Source organism: Deltaproteobacteria bacterium (assembly GCA_016218975.1).
Lineage (GTDB): Bacteria > Desulfobacterota > Deferrimicrobia > Deferrimicrobiales > Deferrimicrobiaceae > JAENIX01.
This window is the reverse complement of the sequence record JACRCO010000071.1, coordinates 1-24,913: the sequence shown is the minus strand read 5'-3', so window position 1 is coordinate 24,913 and position 24,913 is coordinate 1. Positions and strand designations below refer to the sequence as shown.

The 24,913-nt window shown below is 56.7% G+C and carries 19 protein-coding genes; 14 read left to right on the top strand and 5 right to left on the bottom strand.

Going from position 1 to position 24,913, the window contains the following annotated elements; all coding sequences use genetic code 11:
• The first annotated feature begins 113 nt into the window (after nucleotides 1-113).
• The 6 genes from HY896_10045 (at nucleotide 114) to HY896_10020 (ending at nucleotide 7,599) form a co-directional block, all read left to right on the top strand.
• Nucleotides 114-767, top strand: coding sequence for a hypothetical protein (locus tag HY896_10045; GenBank protein ID MBI5576686.1), 654 nt, complete (start codon nucleotides 114-116; stop codon nucleotides 765-767).
• Nucleotides 764-2,002 carry a glycosyltransferase gene (locus HY896_10040; GenBank protein MBI5576685.1) on the top strand — a complete coding sequence of 413 codons (1,239 nt, stop codon included), beginning with the start codon at nucleotides 764-766 and terminating at the stop codon, nucleotides 2,000-2,002. Before HY896_10045 ends, HY896_10040 begins: the two co-directional genes overlap by 4 nt.
• An 81-nt stretch (nucleotides 2,003-2,083) precedes the next feature.
• Nucleotides 2,084-4,333, top strand: coding sequence for a primosomal protein N' (gene priA, locus HY896_10035; GenBank protein ID MBI5576684.1), 2,250 nt, complete (start codon nucleotides 2,084-2,086; stop codon nucleotides 4,331-4,333).
• 184 nt (nucleotides 4,334-4,517) lie between these two features.
• Entirely contained in the window at nucleotides 4,518-5,405 is an 888-nt protein-coding gene (locus HY896_10030) for a sigma-70 family RNA polymerase sigma factor (protein MBI5576683.1), read from the top strand.
• Nucleotides 5,402-6,088 (top strand): hypothetical protein, encoded by a 687-nt coding sequence (locus tag HY896_10025; GenBank protein ID MBI5576682.1) that lies wholly within the window; start codon nucleotides 5,402-5,404, stop codon nucleotides 6,086-6,088. Before HY896_10030 ends, HY896_10025 begins: the two co-directional genes overlap by 4 nt.
• Before the next feature lie 368 nt (nucleotides 6,089-6,456).
• Nucleotides 6,457-7,599 (top strand): hypothetical protein, encoded by a 1,143-nt coding sequence (locus HY896_10020; GenBank protein ID MBI5576681.1) that lies wholly within the window; start codon nucleotides 6,457-6,459, stop codon nucleotides 7,597-7,599.
• A gap of 27 nt (nucleotides 7,600-7,626) precedes the next feature.
• On the opposite strand, the gene HY896_10015 is transcribed toward HY896_10020, so the two are convergent.
• From HY896_10015 to HY896_09995, 5 genes are read right to left on the bottom strand one after another with little or no spacing between them, the layout of a single operon-like run.
• The gene (locus tag HY896_10015) at nucleotides 7,627-8,538 is read right to left on the bottom strand and encodes an OmpA family protein (protein MBI5576680.1); all 912 of its coding nucleotides are present in this window, start codon (nucleotides 8,536-8,538) and stop codon (nucleotides 7,627-7,629) included.
• Between the two features lies 1 nt (nucleotide 8,539).
• Complete coding sequence (locus HY896_10010; GenBank protein ID MBI5576679.1) at nucleotides 8,540-11,032, bottom strand: Hsp70 family protein; 2,493 nt, start codon at nucleotides 11,030-11,032, stop codon at nucleotides 8,540-8,542.
• Nucleotides 11,033-11,065: 33 nt separating this feature from the next.
• The gene (locus HY896_10005; GenBank protein MBI5576678.1) at nucleotides 11,066-11,653 is read right to left on the bottom strand and encodes a hypothetical protein; all 588 of its coding nucleotides are present in this window, start codon (nucleotides 11,651-11,653) and stop codon (nucleotides 11,066-11,068) included.
• Between the two features lie 25 nt (nucleotides 11,654-11,678).
• Nucleotides 11,679-13,331, bottom strand: a complete 1,653-nt coding sequence (locus HY896_10000) for a hypothetical protein (protein ID MBI5576677.1) — start codon at nucleotides 13,329-13,331, stop codon at nucleotides 11,679-11,681.
• A 41-nt stretch (nucleotides 13,332-13,372) separates the two neighbouring features.
• The gene (locus HY896_09995; GenBank protein MBI5576676.1) at nucleotides 13,373-14,479 is read right to left on the bottom strand and encodes a serine/threonine protein kinase; all 1,107 of its coding nucleotides are present in this window, start codon (nucleotides 14,477-14,479) and stop codon (nucleotides 13,373-13,375) included.
• Between the two features lie 333 nt (nucleotides 14,480-14,812).
• On the opposite strand from HY896_09995, the gene HY896_09990 reads away from it, so the two are divergent.
• The 8 genes from HY896_09990 to HY896_09955 all read left to right on the top strand — a co-directional run bounded on the left by HY896_09990 (nucleotide 14,813) and on the right by HY896_09955 (nucleotide 24,800).
• The gene (locus HY896_09990) at nucleotides 14,813-15,889 is read left to right on the top strand and encodes a hypothetical protein (protein MBI5576675.1); all 1,077 of its coding nucleotides are present in this window, start codon (nucleotides 14,813-14,815) and stop codon (nucleotides 15,887-15,889) included.
• 520 nt (nucleotides 15,890-16,409) lie between these two features.
• Nucleotides 16,410-16,694, top strand: coding sequence for a hypothetical protein (locus tag HY896_09985; GenBank protein ID MBI5576674.1), 285 nt, complete (start codon nucleotides 16,410-16,412; stop codon nucleotides 16,692-16,694).
• 122 nt (nucleotides 16,695-16,816) lie between these two features.
• Nucleotides 16,817-17,593, top strand: a complete 777-nt coding sequence (locus tag HY896_09980) for a PEGA domain-containing protein (protein ID MBI5576673.1) — start codon at nucleotides 16,817-16,819, stop codon at nucleotides 17,591-17,593.
• Nucleotides 17,594-17,605: 12 nt separating this feature from the next.
• A complete protein-coding gene (locus HY896_09975; protein ID MBI5576672.1) occupies nucleotides 17,606-18,253 on the top strand; it encodes a hypothetical protein in 648 nt (215 codons plus the stop codon).
• A gap of 548 nt (nucleotides 18,254-18,801) precedes the next feature.
• A complete protein-coding gene (locus HY896_09970; protein ID MBI5576671.1) occupies nucleotides 18,802-20,415 on the top strand; it encodes a HEAT repeat domain-containing protein in 1,614 nt (537 codons plus the stop codon).
• A gap of 306 nt (nucleotides 20,416-20,721) precedes the next feature.
• The gene (locus HY896_09965; GenBank protein ID MBI5576670.1) at nucleotides 20,722-22,896 is read left to right on the top strand and encodes a DUF1156 domain-containing protein; all 2,175 of its coding nucleotides are present in this window, start codon (nucleotides 20,722-20,724) and stop codon (nucleotides 22,894-22,896) included.
• Nucleotides 22,897-22,906: 10 nt separating this feature from the next.
• Nucleotides 22,907-23,977: a hypothetical protein gene (locus HY896_09960; GenBank protein ID MBI5576669.1), complete on the top strand. Its 1,071-nt coding sequence runs from the start codon at nucleotides 22,907-22,909 to the stop codon at nucleotides 23,975-23,977.
• Nucleotides 23,978-24,476: 499 nt separating this feature from the next.
• Complete coding sequence (locus HY896_09955) at nucleotides 24,477-24,800, top strand: hypothetical protein (protein ID MBI5576668.1); 324 nt, start codon at nucleotides 24,477-24,479, stop codon at nucleotides 24,798-24,800.
• Nucleotides 24,801-24,913 lie beyond the last annotated feature (113 nt).

Sequence of the window (24,913 nt, the reverse complement as noted above, 5' to 3'; positions counted from 1 at the left end):
ACTCACTAAGATGAGAGGCGCGCCTTGCTGATTCGTGTCCTTTCCTGAAACTTGCGAGTTTCATCGCCTGTCTACTTCTATGAAGAATGCCGGGAAAAAGGAGACGAGGCGGCATGGCCCCTTTCGAGGTGAAGGATTGCGCGCTGCTCGTCCGGACGAGCGGCCTGCCCCCGGCGATGAGCATGCGTGAGTTGCGGGAACGAATCGCCGTCTGCGGGGAAGGGGTGCTTTACCATCACTTCTGCGAAACGACGCTCCGGCCGACGTTCGACGATCCGGATTACCGGAACGACTTCGCGGTCTGGATCAAGCGGTACCTGGGCGACCGCGTACTGGCGGAGCGGCTGGGGATCCTGGACCCGTACGCCGCATCCGGCATGGATGAGATGAGAACGGTTACCCTCGACATCATAGACGACCGGCTCGGGGAGTTGCCGTACGTCCCCTGGGTGAGGCACGGCGATGAATTCCTGTTCATGGAAGCCACGACCGTCGTCTTCGACACCGGGGATTTCATCCATGCTCCGCTGGACCTGGCCCCCGCCATCCTCAGGATGACGAACGGGAGCATCTACTACCACTTCCTTGAAGCCTTGAGACGTCCGCCGGTGGGAAAGGACGATTTTTCGGCATGGCTGTCGGAGGCAGGCAAGGAATTCGAGCCTTACCTCAAGGCGCTTGCATCGATCGACTTCCAGTTCCACAACCTCGCCCACCTTCGCAAGGAACTGGCGCGGGTCCTGTTGCAGGTGAAGGAAGGCATATGAGCTCCTCCCTTGCCGCCTATGAGCCGATCGTGGGCTCCTCCGTCGTCGGGCAGCTGCGGCGGCTCGGCGAAAAACTTGCCGGGCAACGGATCGTCCACGTGAATTCCACGCGTGAAGGGGGCGGAGTCGCGGAGATCCTGGACTGGATGATCCCGCACATGCAGGACGTGGGGGTGGATGCCTCCTGGGAGGTTATCCACGGCACTCGCAGGTTCTTCGAGATCACCAAGGCGATCCACAACGGCCTCCAGGGGAAGCCTGTCGACATTCCGAAAAAGGACTGGAGGACCTACCAGGAGGAAAACGAGACTAACGCGGAGCGGCTTCGTCCGCTGCTGGCGGAAGCGGACTTCGTCGTCATCCACGATCCCCAGCCGGCTTTCCTGCTGAAACTGTGCTCAAACAGGAAGGGGAAATGGATCTGGCGCGCCCACATCGACATAAGCCATCCGTTCCGGCCCGTCTGGAAAGTCCTGCGCACATACGTGGACAAGTACGACGCAAGCATCTTCTCGATGGCTCAATTCGCCCAGCACCTGCCGATCCCGCAGTTCCTGATCCCGCCGAGCATAAACCCTTTAAGCGAGAAGAACCGTGATTTGACCCCGGCGGAGCTTGAGAGCGTCCGCGCGGAATTCCGGCTCGACCCGGAGCGGCCGCTGCTCGTCCAGATCTCACGGTTCGACCGGTTCAAGGACCCGGTCGGGGTGATCCGGGCGTACCGGCTGGTGCGCAACGTGGCTCCCGTACAGCTCGTCCTGGCCGGAGGAGGGGCGACCGACGACCCCGAAGGGAAGGCGGTATTCGACGATGTGATGGAGGCTGCGAACGGGGACCCGGACATTCACGTCCTCCTGCTCCCGTCGGACGCGCACAAGACCGTCAATGCCCTCCAGCGCCTGGCGGAGATCGTCCTTCAGAAATCGACCCGTGAGGGGTTCGGCCTAACCGTCACGGAAGGGCTTTGGAAGGGTAAACCCGTGATCGGGGGAGACGTCGGAGGGATCCGTATCCAGGTGACCAATTATCAGACCGGATTCCTCGTCAACACTCCCGAAGGAGCGGCGCACAGGATCCGGTACCTGCTGCACCACCGTGACCGGATGAAGGAAATGGGCGAAAGGGGCCGGGAGTTCGTCCGGGAGAATTTCCTGCTTACCCGGAACCTGCGGGATTACCTTGCCTTGATGCTCACGATCCGGGGAGGGATGGTGGAGCGTACTGTTTACGTTTAGCCTTCTCTGTTCGCAATGCTTCCCACAGCGGCGAAGCATGATGAGAAATGCGGGCTCGCTACCGGCCGCGTCCGGGGTAAGATGGAGCGGATGAATCCCGTTCCATCCCCTTCGCCTTTATATGTCGAAGTGGCGGTCCCGCTGCCGCTCGACCACACGTTCACTTACCGGGTTCCGCCAGGCGCGGAGGAGCGTGCGAAGGTAGGCGTCCGCGTCCTCGTTCCGTTCGGGCCGAGGAAGGTCGCGGGCCTGATCGTCGCTTTGGCGGACGGCTCCTCCCTCGCCGGGCGGGAAGCGAAATCCGTCATTTCCTTCCTCGACGAGGAGCCGTACGTAACGCCCCGCCACCTGGAGTTCCTTTCCATCGCCTCCCGCGAATGCCTTGCGCCGCTGGGCGAAATGCTGCGCGCCGCGCTTCCCCGCGGCCTTCCCCGGAGAGACATCCCCTCCGGGCCCCGCACGGAGACGGTCTTCCGTCCGGTGGACGGCGGAAACGACGGCGACACGACCCCGAAGCAGCGGGAGGTCCTTTCCGCCGTGCTGGAGGCCGGCGAGATATCCGCCGCCGATCTCTCCGCGCGCATTCCGGGCGGGGCGGAGGCCGCGAAGAGGCTGGCTGCGAAGGGACGGCTCGCCGCGGCGGTGCGGGAGAAACCCGTCGGGCTGCATGAAATGCACCTCCCCGACATGACGGGGGAGATCGTCCCCACCCCGCACCAGGAAGCGGCGCTCGTGAAAATAGGAGTAGCGCTCTCCTCGGAGAAGTTCGCAGTCTTCGTGCTGCACGGCATAACAGGTTCCGGGAAGACGGAAGTCTACCTGCGGGCCGTTGAACAGGTCCGGCAGACGGGAAGGCAAGCGGTTTATCTCGTGCCCGAGATCGCGCTGACTCCCCAGCTTCTCGGCCGGGTCGCCTCCCGGTTCGGCGGCGGCGTGGCCGTACTTCACAGCGGGCTCTCGCCTGCGGAGCGGGCGGCGCAATGGCGCAAGGTCCGGGCCGGCGAGGTTTTCTTATGCGTCGGCGCGCGGTCCGCCGTCTTCTCGCCATTCCCTGCACCCGGGCTTTTCATCGTCGACGAAGAGCATGACGCCGCTTACAAGCAGGAAGACGGGATCCGCTACCAGGCACGGGATCTGGCGATCCTGCGGGGGAAGCTGGAGAACGCCGTCGTCCTGCTGGGCTCCGCTACCCCTTCCGCGGAATCGATGCAGATGGCTCGGGAAGGGGAGGCGGCGCTGCTCTCCCTGCCGGAGCGGATCGGCGGAAGGGATCTGCCGGAGATCCGGATCGTGGACCTGAAAAACCGCACTTCCCTGCGGGGCGCGGACCGCTATTTTTCCCCCGAACTGGAGGAGGCCGTCGAGGAAACGATGGGCCGGGGTGAAAAGGCCATGCTCTTCCTCAACCGCAGGGGATATGCGCCGGCCGTCACCTGCCTCGATTGCGGACAGACGGTTCAATGCCGCAACTGCCGGGTGACCCTTACCTTCCACCAGCAGCACGACGCGCTGTTGTGCCACTATTGCGATGCCAGGACATCCCCTCCGGAGAGGTGCGCGGTGTGCGGCGGGCACAAGCTGGCACAGGTAGGGATCGGCACGGAACGGCTCCTTGCGTGGGCCTCCAAACGCTGGAAGGATGCCCGTGTTGCCCGCCTGGATTCCGACATAAGCCGCAGGAAAGGAATGTACGGAGAAATCCTTGCCCGTATGCATTCCGGGGACGTGGACATCCTTGTGGGCACCCAGATGATCGCCAAGGGACACGATTTCCCGGAGGTGACGCTCGTGGGTGTGCTTCTCGCCGACCTGTCCCTTTCCTTCCCCGATTTCCGGTCCTCGGAGCGGACGTTCCAGATACTGACGCAGGTGGCGGGGCGCGCAGGGAGAGGGGACCGGCCGGGAAGGGTGATCGTCCAGACCCTTTCCCCGGAACATGTCTGCATACGCGCGGCGGCCGCACACGATTTCGCCCGTTTCATGGAGGAGGAACTGGCGGGGAGGAAAGCGCTGGGCTACCCTCCCTTCGGTCGTATGCTTCTGTTGCGCCTGTGGGGGCCGAAGGAAGACCGTGTCCGGCAGGCGGCGGAGGAAGCGGCGGAAGAGCTGTCGAAGCCGGTGTCCGCCGCGGGCATCGGCCTGTTGGGCCCCGCCCCGTCCCCCATTTCCTTCGTGAAAAAGAAGCACCGGTTCCAGATCCTTTTGAAGATGCCCCCGCGGTTTCCCGTCGGGGATTTCTTCCCGCCGCTCCTTCGACCCCTGCGCGACCTCGTCCGCAAGCACGGCGTCCGCATCGAGGCCGACGTCGACCCGTACCACATGATGGTTTAACGTCCCCGGGAACCCGCTCCGTAAATCCGCTGACTTTCGAGCCCGCAGCATCCGCGGCACGGGGAGAGCGAGAAAACCCCCGGTTCGGCGTAAATGGAAAATAAAGACGGGGAGGGGAATAAAATCCGGATCGTTGTTATGGCATTGAAGATGGCGCAACACGTAAAATACACGGAACCGAGGGATGTCGATCGCATACCGGATGGAATGGAGGTCGGCGGTGGCCGATGCCGCTTTATCCAGGGAAGAACAGCGCCGCCTCGCCGAACTTGCCGGAAACGGGGACATGTCCGCATGGGAACTACTTTACGATGCGTATAACGAGGCGATAAAGGGGTACTTTCGGTGCCGCGTTTGGGACGAAAGCGCTCATGAAGATCTTTGCCAGGACACGTTCATCTATGCGTATAAAAATCTGCTTGGGGGCAAGTACAAGTACGAATATGCCTTTTTCACTTTTCTTCGCAATCTGGCGGGATTCGTCTATTTGCGTTACTTGACGAAAATGAAAAAGGGAATGATCGACTTCGCTGAAAGAAACCCGCTTCCCCGGCCGGCATTCAGCACGCCCGTCCATCCGGATCCCCAGACCTCCCTGTTGATGATCCAGGCGCTCTCGGAGTGTTCAGTCAAACCTCATCAGGCCATTGCCTTCGGGTTTGTCAAGCTGCTGCATTGGAAACCGCGATTTTTCCTGAAAAACAGCGAAAACCGCCGATTGGGGGATCTCCTCGAAAGCCTGATCGATATCCACCATCAATCGTTCACTGGCGGTTTTTCCGATCCTTCGGAAATGGTTTCCCGCGCGGCCTACCGCAATTGCTGGGAGGGCACGAACCGATCCCTTGAGAGAACGGCCCGGGAAGTTTATGTCGAGAAGGAATACCTCGACATCAGGGATTTATGCGGGGACGGGAAGGTCCGCGATATCCCGCTGGGAAAATTCATCACCGCCGAAGATCGGAGGGAGTCTTCCATTTACGACTGGTGCCATAAAGTGAAGAAAAGGATCAAGGAGGAATTCGACGTCGAACCGCAGGGAGACGAGTTGACGCCGGAGATCGAGCGATGATCGCGCACCTGACGCTTAAGGAAATGCAGGCATATGTCCGGGATCTTGTTTCCGGAGAGGAAGCTTTTCGCGCTGAGGTCCACATGGCTTCGTGCGACCTCTGCGCGGGCAAGGTTCGGCGATGCTTTCTTATCAAGGAATGGTTCGGCGAGGTCTGGGAATGGTGGACATCCGGAGGCGTCGGACCCGATGCTTCGAAACGGGCGATTCAGGGGTTCCTTCCTGCATATGCCGGGGATACCCGGATCGCTGCGAGGATCGCTTCCTGGGTTGAGAAATTCGGTGGAAAGGTTCGAAGTCCTGTCCGGTTTCTGCTTGACGCGCGAGGGAGAATCGCGAAAGGCGCCGGAGAGGAGCTTGAAAATATCTTTTCGGGGGGGCCGAATCCGCTGTTTGCTACCGTATCACAAGGCCGTATCCGCGGCGCAGGGGGATCGGAGGTCGTCACGGTGGAAACGGGCGGGCCGCCATGGATGAAAATAACCGCCAGCGCCGCTTCGCGTACAATCTCGGTTGCATCACAGATGCTCGATGAACCATGGCCCATCGTCCTCCTCGTCCCGGAGCATGGGGGGGAGCCTCTGATCGGCGCATTTAGGGCGGTTTCGCAGCCGGGAGGGGATATTCTCGTGACCGAATTCGAAGGCGTCCCCGACGGTGAGTACAGACCGTTTTTGATATGAAATCAGCTTTCGTCAGGTTCCGGATGGGGGATCTTGCGGTCTCCTACCGAAAAGCTTCCGCGGTAAATTATGTCCTTTATCACTGCGGCATTCCCGTTATTTCCGATTTTGTCGTTCGGAATGAAGGTCATTCGCCCGTTACCCCGGTCGTGGGGTTCGAGATTCCGGGGTATGGAGAACGGTGGGAACGGCGCCTGGGCCCGATACTTCCCGGGGGAAAAATCACGGTCTCCGGGATCTCCCCGGTCCTCCGATACGAAATCCTTGAAGGGCAAGAGGGGAAAAAGAACGGGAGGCTGGATTTTTACATCGACGGCCGGAAGGCTCGGACAGATGATATCCCTATTCTCGGATTCTATGAATGGCCGTTGGCCTCAGAATTCCGTGCGAGCCTTGCGGCGTTCGTTCAGCCTTCCCACCCGGTCGTTCAGCATATTCTCCTGGATTCGGCGGATCGGCTGGGCGCCGATGCGTCCTCCTACCTGTTCGATCCGTTTAGAAGGGCTGGGTGGGTCGGCGGAACCGAAGGTGTAAACAAAGCTCTCTACGATTGCCTTGCCCGGGAATACCGGATCCGGTATGCGTTCGAACCCCCGAGTTACGAGCGGGACTGCCAGGTCATCCGCCCTCCGCATGTAATCATTCCGTCCGTCGAAAAGAAAGCGGGTGTGGGCACCTGCATCGACCTTTGTCTCCTGTTTGCGTCGTGCCTTGAAAGCGTCCGTCTTCAGCCGTTGCTGATCGTCGTCCGGGAGGGAGAGAGCTTCCTCCATTGCCTTCTCGGGTGCTGGACCGATCTGTCCGAACGATTCGAACCGGTTGTGACCGATCCCGGACGGTTGATCGATGCGATAAGGAAGGCGAAACTGCTACTCCTTGAAGCAACCGGAGTGACGGGAAGAGCAGGGAAGGTTCTTTCGTTCAATGAGTCCGCAGGCCTTGCATGCGAACTTCTCCATGAGGACCGATTCCTCTTTGCCGTCGATGTCGCTGCGGCGCGCCAGACGGTGGCGCCTCTCCAGTTTCCGTTCCAGCCGGGAGCGGTCGAGGTGATTAGGCGAGCGGAAGTTATCGCCCGGGAGGAAGGATACGCCACTCTCGAGACACGGCACCTTTTCGGTAGTTTCCTGTTGTACGAGGGGGCGGAAGATCCTTTTATGGAACAAATTTTTTCATATTTAGCTGCCGACCGGACGTTCCTCCTCGGAATATACAGGAAAATCTCGAGGGCAGGCATCCGCACGAAGGGTGCTATCCCGCGGCCGACCCTGAACTACCGGCGTGTACTTGAGGACGCCCGCTTCGTAGCCGGCGACGAAGGGCGGAAGTTCGTGGAGAAGAAGCATCTCTTTTACGCTTTGCTGCTGTCGCCGAGCGCGTTTGTGGACCGGTTCTTCCGCGAGGCGGGTACGAGCCGGGGACAAGCCAGACAAATGTTCCAGGGGAAATATTCGTGGACGAAGAAAATCCCCGAAACCCTGTTCGAGTGGACCGGGGACGGAGAAGGGTGATCCATGCGCGGGTAGATATCATTCGCGCTATGGAAGTGTTGGATTTGTCCCCTGCGCCGATATCTTTATCGTAACCGACCTGTTGCGAAGACGTTCATTTCTCGTCCTGTTTGAATACGGAGGGGAATATTCGCCGTATCCCGTTGCCAGGAAGATCCCGGAGGGGAGGGAGGCAGCCGAGCGCATCGACTCGATCACGGCGACGGCCCGGGCGAGCGAGAGGGACATATTGTCCCTGAAATACGCGCCATCCGGAACCGGATTGCTGTCCGCATGACCGATCACGGTTATGGAAATCCGTTCCTTGTATGGTTCCAGTCGGCGGGCGAGGGCGGCGATGGATTTTTTCGCCTTGCCCTTGAGTCGGACCTTCGAAGAAAAAAGTCCGTATTCGAATGTGATATCGAAACCCGAGTTCCTTTTTGTTACGATTCCACCGGGGATGTCGAGCACGATGGATTGCAGCACGCCGGTTGCCGAAGCGGGGATTCCGTCGGCGTAAGATCCGCCGACCTTGCCGGAAACGGTTTCGTTGCGAACGCCCGATTCCGTGAAACGGATTTTCAGAAAGATACCCGCGGCGAGAAGGACCAGGACCCCGCAAACTGCTGTTGTGGATGTGAGCAGGGATCGCCGTGAGAATCCCCTCTTTCTGATTTGCGAAATCCGCCTCAAGCCGGCCTGATATTCTGGATTGCCCGGTTCCATGCGGGACGCCTTCGTCCACAATTCTTCCGCTTCGAACAGCTTTCCCTGTTGTGCCTTGATACGGGCGAGCAGGTCGAGAACCGAGGGGTGTTCTACTTTTCCTCCGGTTTCCGCAGCGAGCAGGTTCTCCGCTTCAGTGTAACTCCCTTTTCTTGCAAGGCTGGCCGCCCGGGAAATCAAGGCGTTCCGAATGAGAGGGGCTAACGCGGCGGATATCGGATCTACGCTCATGCTACTTTCCTACGGTCGAAAATATTTCACGATCCTTGTCTCCCGGGGGCAGCAATCCCCAGAGTTGGCGCACTGCGGCCTTGAGGGATTCTAGATCGCCGGTATTGATTGCCCTCCGGCCTTGCGCAATGTAGTTTCCGGCCAGGTCCTGGTTGCTCATCGTCGATCTTCGGTTTTCCAGATGATCGAGACATCCGACCCACCATCCGGGCTGGCGGAACAGAATGGTTATCCCCAGCCGTTCCAGTTCCCGGACCTTAAGCGCGAGATGGTCGGCGTCCCGTGTATCCATCACGGTTCTGACCTCGCGCTCCAGATCGGTGAAAAGTCTCTTCTCGTCGGGTTTTACACCGAAATCGTTATTGTTGACGATTTTGCGTTCCTCCTCGATCTCCCGCTCCGCGTTCGACACGAGGGATGGCCACTCTATCGCATCCTCGACCTCGTCGATCGCCGACATGAGGTCGAGAAGTCTCTTTTCGCATTTGACGGAGGCGTCGCGGTCGGTGCGTGATGCGGCCAGCGATTTTTCCACGTCCTGGATCATTCTCTCTTCGTCGATTTGTTGCAGGATGCGCCGGGCGTCGCCGTCAGAGATTCCGCGGGCTTTCTCACGGACGGTCTCCAGTCTCTTTTTCTGGATTTCAAGCTCCTTGGCGATTTCCTCTTGGTTCCTTTTGTCGCTGTAGCCGTTCTTATTGAATTTCAACTCGTATTCTTCATCGAGAATGGGGATGTAGGCTTTCGCGACCATTTGACGGGACTGGTCGATATGGATTGTTACCTCGACGTCGCTGCCTGCCGGAACATCCCGGGTTATTTGATCTCCGTAAATTTCGAGAGTCCCGATATACTTGTTTCGGTTGGCCCGGGCTTTCTGCCCCTCCATCAAGGGGATCTTGATGATATGTTCCTTCACCCCCTTGCGGACTTCGAAGGCGGATTTCAGATCGGTTTTTCTCCTTACCGGCAGCGGCGTGCCTTTTTCGAGCACCCAGTTCATATCATTGTTGACCAGTGCGACTCCCACATTGTGGGGTAGAGGAGGGTCGACGATTTCAATCGCTACCGTGTATGCGAAGTTGTCCGGCTGGCAATTGAGTTTCGTCCCCCTTGCATCGAACAATTCGATCGAGAACACATTCCTTCGTCCCTTCTCGGCCAGCACGTTCGTCCTGAATGTACCGTCGGGAGAAATTCCTATCCTGCCGCTTCGCCATTGCTGACGGCAGTCCGTGTTTATGAATTCGATCGTCAATCCGTCCGGAATTTCTCCATCGTATCCCCGGACGCGTCCCCAAACGAACGGTTCCGTGTCCGGGCCGCTGGGTTTGTATTCGAGATCGACGACATATTGTCCCTTGGCGGCTTTTATTGGGGTTGCCGATTCCAGCCGCTTGGTTCCCGCATAGATTGACGCCCCGTGGGTGACGACAGTGAGCGGATCGTTCGTGTATGACAAGGGGATTCCCAATCCGTCGTTGGTGTCCGAGAGAAGGTTTCTCAAGTAGGGCATCAACGTCGGACCACCCACGAGAAGTACCTTTTCGATGTCGGCAAACCCAAGCCGCTTTTCCGCCAACACTTTTTTACATAGATTGATCGAGCGGATTATTATCGGCCGGGCAAGCCGCTCCACGTCATCCCGCTTCAATTCGAACTCGAACGGCTTCGGATATTCATGGCAGATGAATGGGATGTCGATATACGCCTTTTCATCCCGGGAGACGCGGATTTTCGCATTTTCCGCGTAGCATTTCAGTGCATGGAACGCGCCCTCCCATTTCGGATTACCGCGTTGGAAATCAGGAAGACGATGTTCTTTGAGCAATGCCGGGACTAGGAGATCCTCGACGATTGCCCAATCGATAAGCTTTCCCCCGAGGTGATTATCGCCGTCATGATGCACGACGCGGATTTCGTCGTCCCGTACCTGCATGACGGCGGCGTCGAACGTTCCTCCCCCGAGATCGTAGACCAGCCAATATACCTTCTCGCTTTCGGTTTGAAATCCATAGGCCAAGGCGGCCGCGACGGGTTCCTGAATCAGGATGGTCGTGTGCAGGCCGGCTTGTTGGGCGGCCTGCCTTGTAGCTTCGCATTGCGGAAGTTCGAAGGCTGCGGGCACGGTGATCACCGCAGCTTCGATATCTTCCTTCAACTTCAGCCTCACGTCCGCTTTAAGGGATTTGAGAACTTCCGCCGAGAGGTCTTCGGGTTTCGATCGCCGTCCGCTCCGCCGAAAAACGTATTCGGTGTTCTCTCCCATCTGGAGCTTGAATTCGCAGAAGGCGTTTTCATGGTCTTTCATGAGGCCTTCCTTGGCGCTGCGCCCTACGATGATCCTCCCCCCCTTGTCGACCATCACGGCGGAAGGCGTGATCGGCTGACTTTCGTTGTTCAGGATGATATCGACCTCGGTCCCCCGGATAACCCCTATGCTGCTGTTCGTCGTTCCCAAATCGATTCCGAAGTCTATGGTCGTTCTGGACATGTCGGGTTTCTCCTTGAGTGGATTCCCTGATCCTCAATCCTTCGCTTTTTGCGGGGCCGGCGTTATTTCCGGAGTGCCCACGATGACTTCTCCCATCTGGATCATCTTGTTCATGCGGAAGACGGAGGGTTTGACCGTTTCGATAACGACATCACGGCTGATGCCCGCGGCGGGCTGAAACGCGATGACCTTCAAGCCGTATATACCCCCTTCCGGCATTGTGTCCCCCGTGTGATCCCGAATCTCGAATCCCGCCTGGACGAGCGTGTCCCAAACAGATTCGAGGTGACGAAAAGCACGCTTCATTTCTTCCTGCGGCCGCCCGGTTTGCGGGTGAACCATCCGCCTCTTCAATCTCCATAAACCGGTTCCTATCTCGGCGAACAACCGGTACTCATCGCGGCGCGCAGCATCGTCGGAATGGTTTTCTACCCCCTGGATGCCCTTCGATTGCGAATCGAGCATGCCCCGGCTTAGGCGTTCCATCGCACCGATCAGGTCGGCCGGCCATTCCACCGTGGGAATCTGAAACTCCTTCGGATGGTAAAGCTGTCTCAATTCCGCGGAAAACGCGCCGGATCTTGAGTGCCACATCGATTTCATGTCCTTGCCCGTCGTCATCGTGGAAATTCCATTTTCGTTCCGGTTAGTTGTTGTTCGGTCTTTCGCCGAATTGCCACCCTTCGGAAAGGAGTTGCTTGATCTGGGGGAATTCGTTCCTGTGGCTGAAAGGCTTGAAATCCGCATGTGCATTTTTTATGGCGCTCAGGTTGTTCTCATCGATCGATTTTCCGATCAGGAATCCGACGGCGCCGAACAAGATCATGAGCAATATTCCGGCCCCGCCGTGTCCGATTGCGCCGCACCCGGTCAATCCGCCTGCAACCGCTCCGCCGATCCCGCCGATAGCGGCCCATTCGGAAGCTTTCGCATGAGCCGCACGGCATTTCCCGCACCTGGGAACGACGATTCTGATGTGTCGCCAGGTGATATTCGTCCCGCCGATTGTCGGTGTTCGCTGAATATTGCCGTGCATCCTGACTTCGATGGAATGCGATTCCTCTTTCGGCTGCTTTCCGCAAAACCAACATGTATCATGGACTTTCCCGAATTCGTGATTTTCCTTTACTGTCCGCAAATCTTCCTTGATCTTGCTTTTGGCGGCTTCCCCGGCCGCGACTGCCAGCGCGATTTCAAGAAGTTCTCCGCACGTCTTCCAGTCCTTCGTTTCGACGCCGAAGGAGATGATGCAGGAATGAAGGGAAAGAGCAACCTCGTCATGAGCGGCTTCCCCGGAAGAGAAATCCTCCGGCAATATAGAGTCCATCACGGAAAGAACGGGCCTCGAATGCTCGATAAGATTCGATGCGATCGAATGTCCGTTACGGGCATTGACTTCCTTGTCTTTTTCCGCGGCCCTCGTCAGCGCTTTGATCCGCTGGCGAAGCGGATCGACGCCTTGCCGGAGAGCGTCGACGATGATTGGGGAACGGTATATCGATGAATTTCCGCCGGATTGCCGCCCGGAAAGAGCATCGTCCCACTTCTTGAGGATGGAATGATGTCTACGGATCTCCGGATCGTTTCCCTTTTCCGCTGCGGCGACGGCCAGCCGCACCGTTATGGAAACAAGGGCCGATGGAAGGGAAGTCCTTATTCTGCGGGCGGCTCCTGATTTAAGGCGCGGGTCATCGAGTTCCCGGATGCGAGTCGAAACGCGGCTCCAGAAACCTTCGCACTCGAGCACAGCCTTCCATTTCGCCAGGGCATCGTTCCAGTACGCCTCTCTTTGATGGATCTGGGTTCGCGAGAGAGGGAAAAACAGGGATTGTGCTTCGAGATCCAGGGCGGATGCATGAGCCAGGACGGCCAGATTGTGCGACGGAATGCCTTTTACGCCGTCCGTCCTCTCCCGTGCCGTCCAGATTTGTTTTGCCTTGTGGATATCCCCCCGCGAAAAGGCCACCATGGCTTCATCCGCCGTTCCCTTGTCCGACGGATTGGGCCAAATCCAGAAAAGTTCTGCGACAAGGCGCTCTTCCGAATCGCGGAGGCGATGTATGGATTCCCGAATGGTATCCAGGTCGGGCGGAGGATCCAGCGGAAGGTTTCCCATCGGGAGTTTTCCGCTGAACTTCGCCTCCATTTCCATTGCGTGGATCTGTTTCGATATCTCCCTTGGGGTTGCGTCCACGGGCAGGCATGCGACACGGAACGGATTCTTCCGGTAAAGGTCCGGTCGGCCCGATGCCAGAAGGATATCGGGACCGGATGACGGCCGGTCATCCCTTTTTTCCAAACCCGCTTCACTCACGCTTCACGCGCTCCGTCGGTATTCGCTCAGTATGCGATTCCCCTGCGCCAGAGTCGAACTTGATACTCGTGTTTCGTTCGAAGGTCCCTGCATTTGTTGAACGCTTCTTCCATGAGGTCCGCCGCTTCGGCCAGCATCTCCGCCTGTCGAGATAGCGCGAGGGCCTGATCTGCCATCGCCTTGGCCTGTTCCTCATCGGCGGGAGTATGAGTGCCCAGCGCGCTCTTGGACCACCCACTGGAATCCGCACCGCCGGAGGGTGATGTCTTTCCCCCTGTTCGCGGCTTCCACTTCAAAAGATCCTCCAGAAGGCTCTGCGCGTCCCTGTACCTGTGCTCCGGCCGGCGATCAAGAGCTTTTTCCAGGATCCGGTCGATGGTGGCGTCCACTTCGATGTTTAACCGGCTCGGAGGAAGCATCGGCCTCTCGAACGCTTCCGGATCGAACACGTCGTACCCGTCGGGATCCGCGTACGGAAGCCTGTCCGTCAGGAGAAGGTAGAGTGTGGCTCCGATTGACCAAACGTCCGCCGTGCACGAGTCGCTTTGCGGATCCTTGAATGCCTCAGGAGCTTTGAAGCAGCGTGTTCCGCGCGTGCTTGCCCTCAGGGTCAGCGGGTTCACCCGCTTGGCGAGGCCGAAATCGCTGACCCGGACGCGCAGTCCTGCCGCGTCGTACCCAACGAGGATGTTATGCGGCTTGATGTCCCGGTGGACGATCGGGGGATTCTCTCCGTGCGCGACGGAGAGGCCCCGGCAAACCTGCTTGATGATTTCCACCACGGACTTCAGCGGGACGAACCTCGCGCCGTGGGATCTCCAATACTGCTCGAGATTTCCTCCCGCAACGTACTCCATCGTGAAAAAACCGCAGATTCCCCTTGAGGTCTCGGTGATGTTGGCGTCGAATACCTGGACGATGTTCGGATGACTGATCCGGGAAAGCATGATCGCCTCTCCCAGCATTTGTTCCGTTTCTTCTATCGTCATACCGATCATCTTGAAAACCTTCATGGCCTGCCGTCCCAGGAAGCGATGCTTTACGCGGTAGACTTCCGCGAAGGCGCCTTCGCCAAGCAGGCGTTCGACTTCATACGTCCCGCGAATGATCTGTCCTTCCTGCATGAGACTCATTTCAATCCTCTGCCATGCTGATTCTCTCCAAAATATATACGCACCGCAGTAAAAGAATCTCGCTCCAATTGACTGAATACGATCGCCATGGAAATGTTGGAATGATATCAAAAATCTCCTGGGACGAGAAATCCCCTGTGGAGCACGTAAATCGGGAAGGGAAAGGCGGCGGCGGTTTCTGGCAGGGGTGGTGATGCGAAGGTGGTTTAAGCGTTTGAAATCAGTTAGTTGAGGGATCGATGGTTGGATGTGGCGAAGTTAATTTTTCCCCTATATAATTAGGCCGGTTCGGTCGAAAGCGATCCGATAATCCGGTGATCGAAACGAGATGTAATGTCTACTGACAAACCGCATCTTGCTCGCTCCGCAATCCTTGGTCTCGAGGCTGCCTATTTTACGGGAGCGCTATTCGGCGCGACCGGATTAATCCTCTTTACCTCCATGAAAAGCAGTGCGGATTTTGTCATTGGATTAGCATTTCTTGGAGTTGGGATGTTGTCTCAATATGCAAGCTGGCGTTCGTTAAACGGTCCCTCGACTGACCGGTTCAAGCCTTTCGGGTTTCGCGGGAAAATATGGCTTTCGGCCCCGTTCGCGGGTCTGGTCCTCGTTCTGCTGCTTCTCGTCGGAGCACTTGGGGTCACGTCCCCCGCGCATTGGATTCTTCCCTGTGCATTCGTTCTCGGAAGCTTGTTTTTTGCTTTCAAGTTCCGCGGGGGAATTAAGGATTTATCGGAGGACCGGGGGGGCGAAGAGGCAGCGACTTCAGGAAAGAAGACGGTTACTGCCGACGGCATTCGGGAAGCGCCGGACAAAGTATGGAGCCTGCGTGAATTTCCATGTCTTGCCGATGATGTTGTGGGGCAGCGGGTTGAGCCTGCGTCGGAGTCATCCGCCGCAGAAGCGGAGTTGCATGTCGAAGAAAAAGTAAATGATGCGACGGCCGATCAGGGGACCGATGAACGTCGAAAAACAGTGGCCGACCTGTTCAAGGTGATCACGCAACTGTTCTTTACCCGGGACGGAAACGGCGTATGGTGCGAGGCGAAGCAATTATCGGACCTGAGGAACGGAAATCGGATTGAAAATCCGTTGTTATTAATACGGCAAGGCGATCCGTCTTTCCTCCTCAAGGAGGAAGGAGGATTAGAAACTAAGTTATTGATGAATAAGGAAGGGGCGGAGTTTCTCATAAGGAATCCACGTGCCTTCGATCTCTTTCGGATGGAGGTCGGACGAATCTTGTCCGCGCTTGGAGACGAAGGATATTTTGGGCTCCTAAATGATCATATGGATCGCGTGGAAGATGAAATGACGAAGAAAGGGATTCCGTTCCGGGATGTTGTGGAGGCTCGATTGAAAATCCGGGAAGTATATGTCGGGCTAAAGAACAAGTTCTCATGCGAATGAATGTCTTTAAACAGTTTCTTTTCCTTCGGCAAACAGAATCGGCATGACCCGGTTCGACCGTCTTATCGATTTTTATTTGAATTCAATTCCCGGCGGCGACTCCGGTTACGGGAATGTGCGAAACGTTTTTGGTTCCATCCTCGCCGCATCGATACTTGTCGCTTCGTTCGGATATTATCTCTACAGGAAATATCCGGACTTGGGGGTGTTTGTCCGGGAACGGATCGGGAATGTCAAAAAAAGGTTTCCCGGCGACCGCAGCGTATTGACCCGGGTTGTGCCCGCTGCAATGATCGGGGTGTTCCTTATCGCCGTATTGTACTCCATCAGAGGGACCCGAAATGTGGGTTCCAGTCAAACGACGGGTTCCGATGCAGCGAGGGCGAAAACCGCTTTGCCCGGCAATTTGGTGGCGGATAATTCGATATCCGGGGATGTCGTCGGTGTCGCCCGAAAAACGGGATCGGTGGAAAAACCGACTCAGCTGGAAACGGCGGTTGATGAGGGAAAGGCAACCCGGTTGCCTCGCAAACAGAAAAAGGAGAAGGACCTGATTGCCCGTTCGGATTCCTCGAAGAGGCCGTCCGGAACCGCGGGAAGGGAGTTGATCGATCGTTACAGGGAACTTGGCGATGCATTCAGGGATGAAGGTCAATACGAAAAAGCGATCGAGATCTACGGCAGGATACTGAGCCTGGACAAGGATAACCGCGCAGCCAGGGAAGGGGTCGAAAAAGCGAGGAAGGCCGCTGTCGCCGAACAGACCCTCCGGCAGAACAGGGAGAAAAATACGAACGGAAAGTAATTCGAAATATCCCGAAGGAATTCGTATCCTGTTTCGAGGTTTGTCTAAAGGGTAGAAATGCAATCCGCTGACGATTACATGTTTATGGAGATACGGGCCTGAAAAAACCGAATATTTGCATCTTGCTCTTTCTGTTGATCGGTCTTTTTTGCCGGGATTCCCTCGGATCGGATTGGCGTCCGCTCGCCCTGGACGAGATAGAGATGCTTTTGTCCAACAGCGTGACGAGCAGGAGAGTGTCGGACCTTGTCAGGGAACACGGCGTCGATTTTCGCATATCGGAGGAAGTGGAGAACAGACTTCGGGGCCAGGGGCTTGACAATTCCGCGCTTGCGGCATTGCGCGAATCTTTCAAGGGGGAGGGTCCCAGAGGAGGAATTATCCGCGTCTTTTCCGATCCGGACGGGGCGGATGTTTTTCTTCGTGACGAGCCGAAGGGAGTAACCCCTCTTCGTCTGGCCGGTATTCATACGGGGCGGTTTATGCTCCGGGTCGGGGGCATGCGCGGATACGGAGAGGAAACCGTGGAAGGGGAAATAGGCGAAGGGGAAATAAAGGACGTCAATGTCGTTTTGAAACAAGGTGATTTCCTGCGGAAGGAAGAGCGCTCGTTCGCTGAGGAACCAATTTTCCCGGTCGAAAAAACGGAAATCGCCCCGGTAGGTAAATGGCGTCGCGCTCCAACGATGAAAGGAATATTATATATCGAAACCGAGCCCGCAGGCGGACAGATATATGAGAGAGGCCAGTTCAAAGGCAAGGCTCCGGTGGAAATGCAGCTCGGCGAAGGCCTCCATGTGCTTGTGTTCATCATGAGGAATTATGAGGTCGAGGCGATTCCGATTGTCGTCAGGAATGGGATAAACCGGCCGCTCACCGTCAAATTCATCCCAAGATAAATGGAGGGAATCATGGGACGCGTTCGTATGATTGCAATTCTGCTTTTTCTGCCGGCGGTTTTCGGTTGCGCCAGCTCCGGTGCGCTGGAGGCGCAGATCCAGCACCTCAGGAATGAGATCAACCGGGATATCAGTCGATCCGAGGAAAGGACGCGAAAGGACCAGAACGACCTGGAGGCGAGGGTTAGAAAAGACCTCGGAGAAGTCGATACGAAGAATCGGCGGGAGATCGGCGAATTGGGAAAGAGCGTCCGGACCGAGGTGCAGGAATTGAAGGAAACGCAGAAAAAATATTCGCTGGAGACGGACAGAACACTTCTCGATCATCAAAAGCAGATATATCAGGGCAAGGCGGTTCTCGACGATAGCGTTCGCCGGGTGTATCTGCTGGAGAAACTTGTAATCACTCCAGGTGTGGCGACCCCACAGCAGGTTCGGGAAGGAATCATTTTGTTCGTAGAGGGGAACAAGGCGACCATTTCCCATGGAAACGTCAACGGGATCAAGGCCGGGGATCGAATGGAAGTCGTGAAGAACAACGAGAAGATTGCGGTGATAGAGATCGAGACCGTTGAGCGTGAGAGTTCCAGGGGAACGATCCAGAAGGAAACCAAGAAAATATCGATCGGGGACAAGGTGGAACCGGAGAAAAAACCTTAGGGCATGGATAAAACATGACCTGTCGGTTTTTTTTCCTCCTTGGAATCGCCGTATGTGCCTTGGGGTGCGCCACCGCCGCCAGTGAATACCAAAAAGCGGCCAAGAACGGAACCATCGAGGCGTACGAGCAATTCGTTAAGGAGAACCCGGGAGACAACAACGTTGCGGATGCACGCGAGAGAATCAGGGAATTATCGACCGAGAAATCTTTCCACGAAGCGGAGCAAAGAAACACCAGGGAAGCCTATGCAACCTTCGCGAAAAATTTTCCTGACAGTGCGCTGGCCGCAAAGGCTTCATACCGCATAAATGAACCCGATGGGGAAGCGTTCCGCAGATCATGCGCAATAGGAACTGCGAACTCCTTTGCCGGATTTATCCACGACTACCCTGACTCTCCGCGGAAAAATCTTGTATCTGCCCGCATCGATTTCCTGAAGGCCGTTTCATCGGGAAAAATCGAGGATTACCGCAGATTCCTCGAAACGGCTAACGATAATATTTTTGCACCGGAAGCGGCGGCCGAGTTTCCATCTCTTTGGCTTGAGATGCTACATAAGAAATTCGGCCTGAAATCCGTCGGATTGCCGGAAGGCAGTGTAAATTCCACAGTAGGAACGACCGGAGCGAGCGCGGAACCATCGGCCCCCGACCTCTGGACGCATTACGATAGCGTGCGCAAGGACCTGATGCGGATCGGACTCGACGCTCCCGTAATGACAAAAGGTGAATTTTCCAAGGGCACCGATGCGCCTTTCGTTATCTCGGTGGAGACGAAGAAAAGCATTGAAAGGGTCTCCACAGCTGTTCAGGTGCTTTTTGGAGTCACGTCATCCGCACTGATTGCAGTGGGAAGCGGCGGCACGATGTATGGATGGATCATCCCGAAACAATACCAGAAGGAGACCCATAGTCTCACGATCACGGACCGAAAAACCGATACGGTATATTACAGCGATCTGGAGTCGCTCGACAGCCGGGCCGCAAAAGATCATGCCGCCAGAGCGGCAGGCGAACTCGGCGCTGTCGCAATTCCGATGCTGACCTTCGCATTGTGCAATGAATCGTCCTCCGTCCGCCAGGCTTCGGCAGAAGCTTTGTTACGGATCGGGGGACCTGTAACCCGGGACCTCCTTGTCGAATCGTTGAAATCGGAAACCGATATTTTTACGGCCAGGAAAGTTTTTGAAGTCCTTGAGAGGTTAAACGATGCGAGGGGCCGGGAGACGATCATCGCAAACTTGTCGGCCCGAAATCCGGAGATCCGGGCGGCAGCTCTTATCCTAATCGGGGAAACCCGCCGCATTGACGCCATCGGCAAAGTGCTTGAAGCGCTGAAGGATGCCGACGAACGGGTTCGAATTGCCGCACATGAAACGCTGAAAACATTCGCGGAGCCCTCGGTGGCCGAAAATTCTTCCGAACCTTCCGATAATACCGTGAACCGGATTTCCTCCATGTATCCGGAATCGGCCGGGGCGATCCCCGCGATCGTCTCCGCTTTACGTCATGATTCGCCCGAGGTCAGGGCAGGAGCGGCGGATGTTCTTGGAGATGTCGGAGATTCCGGGTCCGTCGTTCACCTGATGCGTTCCCTTTCGGATTCCGATCCTCGCGTGCGTTCCGCCGCAGCGTCGGCCCTTGGAAGAATAAAAGATCCTCGGGCGGTCGGCCCTTTGGCGAAACTTTCTCAAGACGATGCTGATGACGGAGTGAGGAATTCGGCCAAGGACGCGCTGGAATGGATGGATGTCAAGGTTGGGGAGAGCGACACGATATTTCAATCTCCCGGCGAATCCATCCCGACGGACCAATTGCACCGGACAGCGGTCGGCGGAGCCGATAATGATAAGAAGGAGACACCTGGGATCGTCCCGGAGGATAAAGGGGGAGGTTCGCCGTCGAAAGAGCCGAAAAACGGGGAGGAACGCGAGCTGATTTCCGAGTATGTACGCATGGGAGAAGTGTTTCTTGCGGGGGGAGATTACGCGAGAGCGATCGACGTGTATTCAAGGATATTGAATATCGATGAAGGCAATCGGGACGCGTTGGAAGGAATTCGCAGGGCGAATGATGCGCGCTCTGCTGAGGAACTTGAGCGGAACAAATTGGAAAGTTCACAAATTCCGGAGCGGCGCAAGGAGAACCCCCGGGCGAACTGAGGGAGGCGGCGGCAACCCCCCACATTCCCCGCACTCTCGGAAGAAAGGAAGGTGAGCAGGACGCCCGGTTGAATACCGTCGAGCGAAAACACGATGAGCTGGAGAGGGAGCACAACATCCTCATCAGGGATCACCGGGTGCATCATGGGACGACTGCACATGACAATTGACAACGAACTCCGCCCTTCGGTGTCGGTGCGCGACATGATTGGAACAGAGATTGCGGAATGGACACGGAAGTCTCCGGCGAAATATACTCACGCAGTAGGAGGCAATCTCGTTTGTCTCATGGAAGGACAACGATAAGTGAAGGAAAAACATAGCCTGGAAGCCAACTTCGACGCTGCCTTCACGGCAGCTCTCGCCCAGCGCGAAAAGCAAATTCAACAAAATTACCGCCCTATTATCGGTATCCATAAATGGTTCGCTCGTCGGCCCGGGACCGTTTTTCGGTCCTTGCTCTTGTCCGAATTCAATGGCGACGAACCCCTGAGAACAGCATTCTGGCGGGCGCACGATCTGAACGGAATCATCGCGGACCCTTTTATGGGAGGCGGCACGACGATTTACGAAGCCAATCGCCTTGGGTTCAGCGTTGTCGGGACGGATATCAACCCAATAGCCTTCTGGATAGTTCGGCAGTCGTTGGCGCCCCTCGATCTTGATGCTTTCGGGGAACGAGCGCGGATCGTGATCGCGGACGTAGAGAACGATGTGGGGGACCTTTACACCACGATCTGCGACACGTGCGGCGAGGCTGTTATCGTCAAATATTTCATCTGGGTGAAAACTCAGTGTTGCCCATCTTGCCATACGCAGAATGATCTATTTCCCGGTTACCTCCTGGCCGAGGCAGTGCGCCATCCGCGCCACGTGGTCGCATGTCGGGGATGCGGCAATCTGAACGAGTGTGATCGGCAGCCGACGCCCACCGATCCAGTTGCCTGCGCGGAATGCGGCCGCCCCGTCGTTGTCCCGGGTGTCGCCCGTGGGAATAAGGTCGCGTGCAGGCAGTGCGGGACTCAATTTTCGTATCCACCCCGACAGCCCACCGGACCTCCGATTCACCGACTGTGGGCCATCGAATATCATTGCAGCAGATGCAAGCCGGCCCACGAGGGACGGTTCTTCAAGCGACCTGAGGCTGAGGATCTTCGCAGATTCGAAAGGGCGAAACAGACCCTTGATGAGATCGGCGCCTCTCTTCCGATACCGGAGGATGAGATCCGGGATGGCGACGAGACCCGCCGCCTCCATCGGTGGGGGTATTCACGATTTCGGGAGATGTTTAACGAGCGGCAGTTGCTTGGGTTGGGGTTGTTGCTGCGCCGCATCATGAGGGAGAACAAGGGCGAAATCCGAAATGCCTTGCTCACGGTGTTTTCCGACTTTCTCCGCTACCAGAACATGCTCTGCCGCTACGACACATACGCACTCAAATGCCAGGACATCTTCAGCGTGCACGGCTTCCCCGTTGGACTAGTCCAGTGCGAAAATAACCTGCTCGGTATTCCCAGGGTCGGCTCCGGATCCTTCCGGCACTTCGTAGAGAAATACCTTCGCGCGAAGCAGTACTGCATTGCCCCATTTGAGACTCGTGTCAAAGGGGGTCGCAAGGAGATCGTTCCGATTGCCGGTGAACGAATCGAGGCACGATTCGTGAAAACCTTTCCCCGCGGGAAGCAACGACAGGCATCTATTGGTGCGGCAGCCGCCATGAAAGTTCTATTGCCTCCGGACTCGCTCGACGGCGTTTTCACCGATCCGCCTTACTTCGACAACGTGCAGTACGCCGAATTGATGGATTTCTGTTATGTGTGGCTAAGGCTCGCCCTTCGCCGCGAATTTCCGGCCTTCAGGCCTTCGAGCACACGGACCCACGCAGAGCTTACAGGCAACGAGACGATGGGGCGCGGCCTTGACAATTTCACGGAAGGCCTGTCCCAGATTTTCTGCCACTATTCGGCGGCACTCAAGACAGGAGCTCCGTTCGTTTTTACATATCATCACAACGATCCTGAGGCGTACCTGCCGCTGGTTGTCGCCATCCTCGATGCGGGTCTTGACTGCTACGCGACCCTCCCGGTTCCCGCCGAAATGGGAGCCTCGCTTCACATCGCGCGTTCAAAGTCCTCCGTCCTCGATTCGGTATTCGTGTGTCGGAAAGGAGCTGCGACCACTGACAGCACCAACGTGGAGGCGCACCTCCGGATAGATATCGAACATCTCGTGGCCGCCGGCCTAAGAATCTCGGAAGGGGATGTTCGTTGTCTCGCGGCCGGGCACATAGCCCGGGTGGCTGTCAACAGACTTCGGGCGACGTGGGACCCCGACATCCCGTTGGGGCGGCGAATGCTGAAGGCCAGGGAACTTCTTCTCTTGGTCGGGCAGGAGACGGCCTCCGTGCGCGCTGCGATTCAGTTTGTCGATGAGCTGCAATCTGTCGGTAAAGAGGGAGTTGCGCGTGCCGCGTCCCTTTGAACTTCCTCCGATGGAGCTCCAGGAACGGCTTGAGGAGATGGTCGACGCAACGTTTGCCGATCTTTCTTCCGAATTCCTGCTCATGCCGACGGGTTCCGCCTTCATCAAATACTTCAATTTTCGATCTGCCTACGAAACCCTGAAGCGCCACACGAACGCGTTTATGGAGTTCAGCGAGTCCAAGGTCTACGCGGCGATTATCGAAGACAGCCGGACCTTTTGTGTCGTTCGAGCCATGCTCGGCATGACGCCTCCCGAGTGGGCTGAACTGGCAAGGGGACGAAGCGATGTCGACATCGACCAAGGGGCGGCGCGCGTGCTCGACAGGCAGTGCAGGGAGAAGACTGATTTCGTAAGGGAGAAAGAAGAAAGGTTTCAGGCGCGGCTCGCGAGGCCCCAACAGAATGGTGCGCGGGTGCCTGAGCGTCCCCTGAGTCTGGCGCGGGTCGAGGCTCTCGTGAATGTGGCGGTCCACTACCTGTCTGAGGGGGCGCCTCCCGAGATCGACGGCATCATCCATCGCTTGGACAAGTTTGATACAAAGGAAGGCCTTGCCTCCTTGTGCCACGCGGCGAACGAAGACGTACCGTACCCGGTCCTTCTCTACGAGCGATACCTGGGGCGACCGTTTGCCGCTCACCGGGATGCAGTTTCGGAACTCGTGGGCGAGGTGATGGAGAAGGCAATCGAGGACAAGCTTCGATCGGCCGGCGTTTCCTACAGGAAAACGAACCGCGCGGAGCGGATTCCCGGTTTCGGCCAGGCGCCGGATTTCTGTATACCCGACGAGGAGGCGCCCGCGGTTGTGATCGAGGCGAAAATAACGAACGACGACGGAACAGCTCGCGATAAGGTCGCTCGCATCAAGGTCCTGGCGAGCCAGCGCGATGAGCACGTTGCATCCGGTCGTCCGACTTATGAAGTTGTCGCCTGCATCGATGGCCGCGGATTCCGTGAAAGACGGGAAGACATGAGGCAGTTGCTGTTGCGGCTAAATGGAAAAGTCTTCACCACCGCGACAATCGATCGCATAATCTCGCACACGCGTATTCACGAGTTTGTGGCACGGCCAACCCGGTAGAGGCTCCAAGGTCCGCCCCTATTCCCCCGCTATTCCCCTCTTGACCGCCGCATGCCCCAGCGATAAACTTCACGCCATCACCAGTCCTTTGCCTTTCGATTTCCGTTCTTTCGCCGTTTACCTTCGCCCCACGGAGGTAATGCGATCAACACGGTCAAGCGGACAATCGCGCTCACCAGCCATACCAAATTTTTTCCCAAACTGTTTTCTCGCGCCCGCCAGGAGCGCCCCCTATTCCGAGAAGAATACAGTGCCACACTTTTGTTGTGGTTACTTCTTGCGGGATGTCATACCCCTATCTGGGTGAAAACCCCTGTTGCAGTACCTAAGGATTTCGGAATGGCAAGTCCGCAAGTAATGAAAAAGATACCCCTTCGCGTTGGGCTCTACCTATCTCCCGAATTAAAAAACTGCTACCATTGTTGATCCTGGCCATTTAAATGGGTTCCGGGCCGGAGTAATATCTATTGGCGATGCTTTATGTAGTGGAAGCGAAGAAATGCTAAGAAATATCTTCATGGAGGTAGAAATAGTAGCTGACAATACAGTTACGAGTGTTGGCGGTAAAGCTCTTGATGTAATAATTGCACCTTTTTTTGTTAAGGAAAGTGGATACGATGTTAACCGTCGGGTTGGACCCAAGAAAGTGCCACCAATTCTTATAATAGTTGAGTGGCATGTTTTTTCTAATGATAGAAAAGTCATTTACAACAAGTCAATTTGGGGGGAAGGAACACCCGAATGGGTTATCGCATGGACAAAGAAACAGTTGGAAGATGGATTTGTCAATAATATTGGCTCTTCCGGGTTTGTAGTGGGTTGACGGGTTTTTGGGGTTACGGCCGTCAGTTTGTTTGTCGCTCTTTTCCATCTGTCGGATAATGTCCGCCGAGGCGCTTTTGAACGTCGTTTGTCCGACAATACGCGCCACGGAGG